Genomic DNA, 3,250 nt, shown 5'->3' with positions numbered 1-3,250 from the left:
TGAACTGAGCGGGGGTGCTGGGTGTTAGGCGCTTGACGATGACCTACTCTCACATGGGGAAGCCCCACACTACCATCGGCGATGCATCGTTTCACTTCTGAGTTCGGGAAGGGATCAGGTGGTTCCAATGCTCTATGTTCGTCAAGCAATTCGGTTGGCTGGCCAGGCGATACAGCTGCCTGGCTGGCCCAATTGGGTCTGTGATCGAAGTAGACGTGTCGTCTTTGGGGTCTTGCGAACCCACGCGCCCGTTTTCGGCGTCGTCTTCCTCACGCTCTGACCGCGGTCAGATTGTTTGGGTGTTATATGGTCAAGCCTCACGGGCAATTAGTATCGGTTAGCTCAACGCCTCACAGCGCTTACACACCCGACCTATCAACGTCGTAGTCTTCGACGGCCCTTCAGGAAGCTCAAGGCTCCAGTGAGATCTCATCTTGAGGCAAGTTTCCCGCTTAGATGCTTTCAGCGGTTATCTCTTCCGAACATAGCTACCCGGCAATGCCACTGGCGTGACAACCGGAACACCAGAGGTTCGTCCACTCCGGTCCTCTCGTACTAGGAGCAGCCCCTCTCAAATCTCAAACGTCCACGGCAGATAGGGACCGAACTGTCTCACGACGTTCTAAACCCAGCTCGCGTACCACTTTAAATGGCGAACAGCCATACCCTTGGGACCGGCTTCAGCCCCAGGATGTGATGAGCCGACATCGAGGTGCCAAACACCGCCGTCGATATGAACTCTTGGGCGGTATCAGCCTGTTATCCCCGGAGTACCTTTTATCCGTTGAGCGATGGCCCTTCCATACAGAACCACCGGATCACTAAGACCTACTTTCGTACCTGCTCGACGTGTCTGTCTCGCAGTCAAGCGCGCTTTTGCCTTTATACTCTGCGACCGATTTCCGACCGGTCTGAGCGCACCTTCGTACTCCTCCGTTACTCTTTAGGAGGAGACCGCCCCAGTCAAACTGCCCACCATACACTGTCCTCGATCCGGATAACGGACCAGAGTTAGAACCTCAAGGTTGCCAGGGTGGTATTTCAAGGATGGCTCCACGCAGACTGGCGTCCACGCTTCAAAGCCTCCCACCTATCCTACACAAGCAAGCTCAAAGTCCAGTGCAAAGCTACAGTAAAGGTTCACGGGGTCTTTCCGTCTAGCCGCGGATACACTGCATCTTCACAGCGATTTCAATTTCACTGAGTCTCGGGTGGAGACAGCGCCGCCATCGTTACGCCATTCGTGCAGGTCGGAACTTACCCGACAAGGAATTTCGCTACCTTAGGACCGTTATAGTTACGGCCGCCGTTTACCGGGGCTTCGATCAAGAGCTTCGCTTGCGCTAACCCCATCAATTAACCTTCCGGCACCGGGCAGGCGTCACACCCTATACGTCCACTTTCGTGTTTGCAGAGTGCTGTGTTTTTAATAAACAGTCGCAGCGGCCTGGTATCTTCGACCGGCATGAGCTTACGGGGTAAACCCTTCACCCTCACCGGCGCACCTTCTCCCGAAGTTACGGTGCCATTTTGCCTAGTTCCTTCACCCGAGTTCTCTCAAGCGCCTTGGTATTCTCTACCCGACCACCTGTGTCGGTTTGGGGTACGGTTCCTAGTTACCTGAAGCTTAGAGGCTTTTCCTGGAAGCATGGCATCAACCACTTCTCCTTCTAAAAGAAGGATCGTCATCAGCTCTCGGCCTAGACCGTCCGGATTTACCTAAACAGTCAGCCTACCACCTTAAACTTGGACAACCAACGCCAAGCTGGCCTAGCCTTCTCCGTCCCCCCATCGCAGTAACTAGAAGTACGGGAATATTAACCCGTTTCCCATCGACTACGCCTTTCAGCCTCGCCTTAGGGACCGACTCACCCTGCGTCGATTAACGTTGCGCAGGAACCCTTGGTCTTTCGGCGTGCGAGTTTTTCACTCGCATTGTCGTTACTCATGTCAGCATTCGCACTTCTGATACCTCCAGCAAGCTTCTCAACTCACCTTCACAGGCTTACAGAACGCTCCTCTACCGCATCACCAGAGGTGATACCCGTAGCTTCGGTGCCTGGTTTGAGCCCCGTTACATCTTCCGCGCAGGCCGACTCGACTAGTGAGCTATTACGCTTTCTTTAAAGGGTGGCTGCTTCTAAGCCAACCTCCTAGCTGTCTAAGCCTTCCCACATCGTTTACCACTTAACCAGGACTTTGGGACCTTAGCTGACGGTCTGGGTTGTTTCCCTTTTCACGACGGACGTTAGCACCCGCCGTGTGTCTCCCATGCTCGGCACTTCTGGGTATTCGGAGTTTGCATCGGTTTGGTAAGTCGGGATGACCCCCTAGCCGAAACAGTGCTCTACCCCCCAGAGTGATACATGAGGCGCTACCTAAATAGCTTTCGAGGAGAACCAGCTATCTCCGAGCTTGATTAGCCTTTCACTCCGATCCACAAGTCATCCCCTGCCTTTTCAACGGAAGTGGGTTCGGTCCTCCAGTCAGTGTTACCTAACCTTCAACCTGCTCATGGATAGATCGCCCGGTTTCGGGTCTATTCCCAGCGACTAGACGCCCTATTAAGACTCGCTTTCGCTACGCCTCCCCTATTCGGTTAAGCTCGCCACTGAAAATAAGTCGCTGACCCATTATACAAAAGGTACGCAGTCACCTAACAAAGTAGGCTCCCACTGCTTGTACGCATACGGTTTCAGGTTCTATTTCACTCCCCTCTCCGGGGTTCTTTTCGCCTTTCCCTCACGGTACTGGTTCACTATCGGTCAGTCAGGAGTATTTAGCCTTGGAGGATGGTCCCCCCATATTCAGACAGGGTTTCTCGTGCCCCGTCCTACTCGATTTCATTGATAAGAGCGTTTCGCGTACAGGGCTATCACCCACTATGGCCGCACTTTCCAGAGCGTTCCGCTACTCTCAAATCAACTTAAGGGCTGGTCCCCGTTCGCTCGCCACTACTAAGGGAATCTCGGTTGATTTCTTTTCCTCAGGGTACTTAGATGTTTCAGTTCCCCTGGTTCGCCTCTTAACCCTATGGATTCAGGTTAAGATACCTAGCTTATGCTAGGTGGGTTCCCCCATTCAGAGATCTCCGGGTCACAGGTCATTTGCCACCTCACCGAAGCTTATCGCAGGCTATCACGTCTTTCATCGCCTCTGACTGCCAAGGCATCCACCGTATGCGCTTCTTCACTTGACCATATAACCCCAAGCAATCTCGCTGACGTCACAAGGACGCTACCGATCTGCA

General features: G+C 53.4%; 2 rRNA genes. Both read right to left on the bottom strand.

Going from position 1 to position 3,250, the window contains the following annotated elements:
- Window positions 1-30 precede the first annotated feature (30 nt).
- A 5S ribosomal RNA gene (gene rrf / locus DBY63_RS24685) occupies window positions 31-146 on the bottom strand.
- A gap of 160 nt (window positions 147-306) precedes the next feature.
- Window positions 307-3,199 (bottom strand): 23S ribosomal RNA (locus tag DBY63_RS24680).
- Window positions 3,200-3,250: the final 51 nt, after the last annotated feature.

It is taken from the genome of Pseudomonas sp. RIT411 (genome assembly GCF_003057735.2).
GTDB classification, from domain to species: domain Bacteria; phylum Pseudomonadota; class Gammaproteobacteria; order Pseudomonadales; family Pseudomonadaceae; genus Chryseomonas; species Chryseomonas oryzihabitans.
Note: the sequence above shows the minus strand (reverse complement) of the source record. Positions and strands in the feature narration are given on the sequence as shown.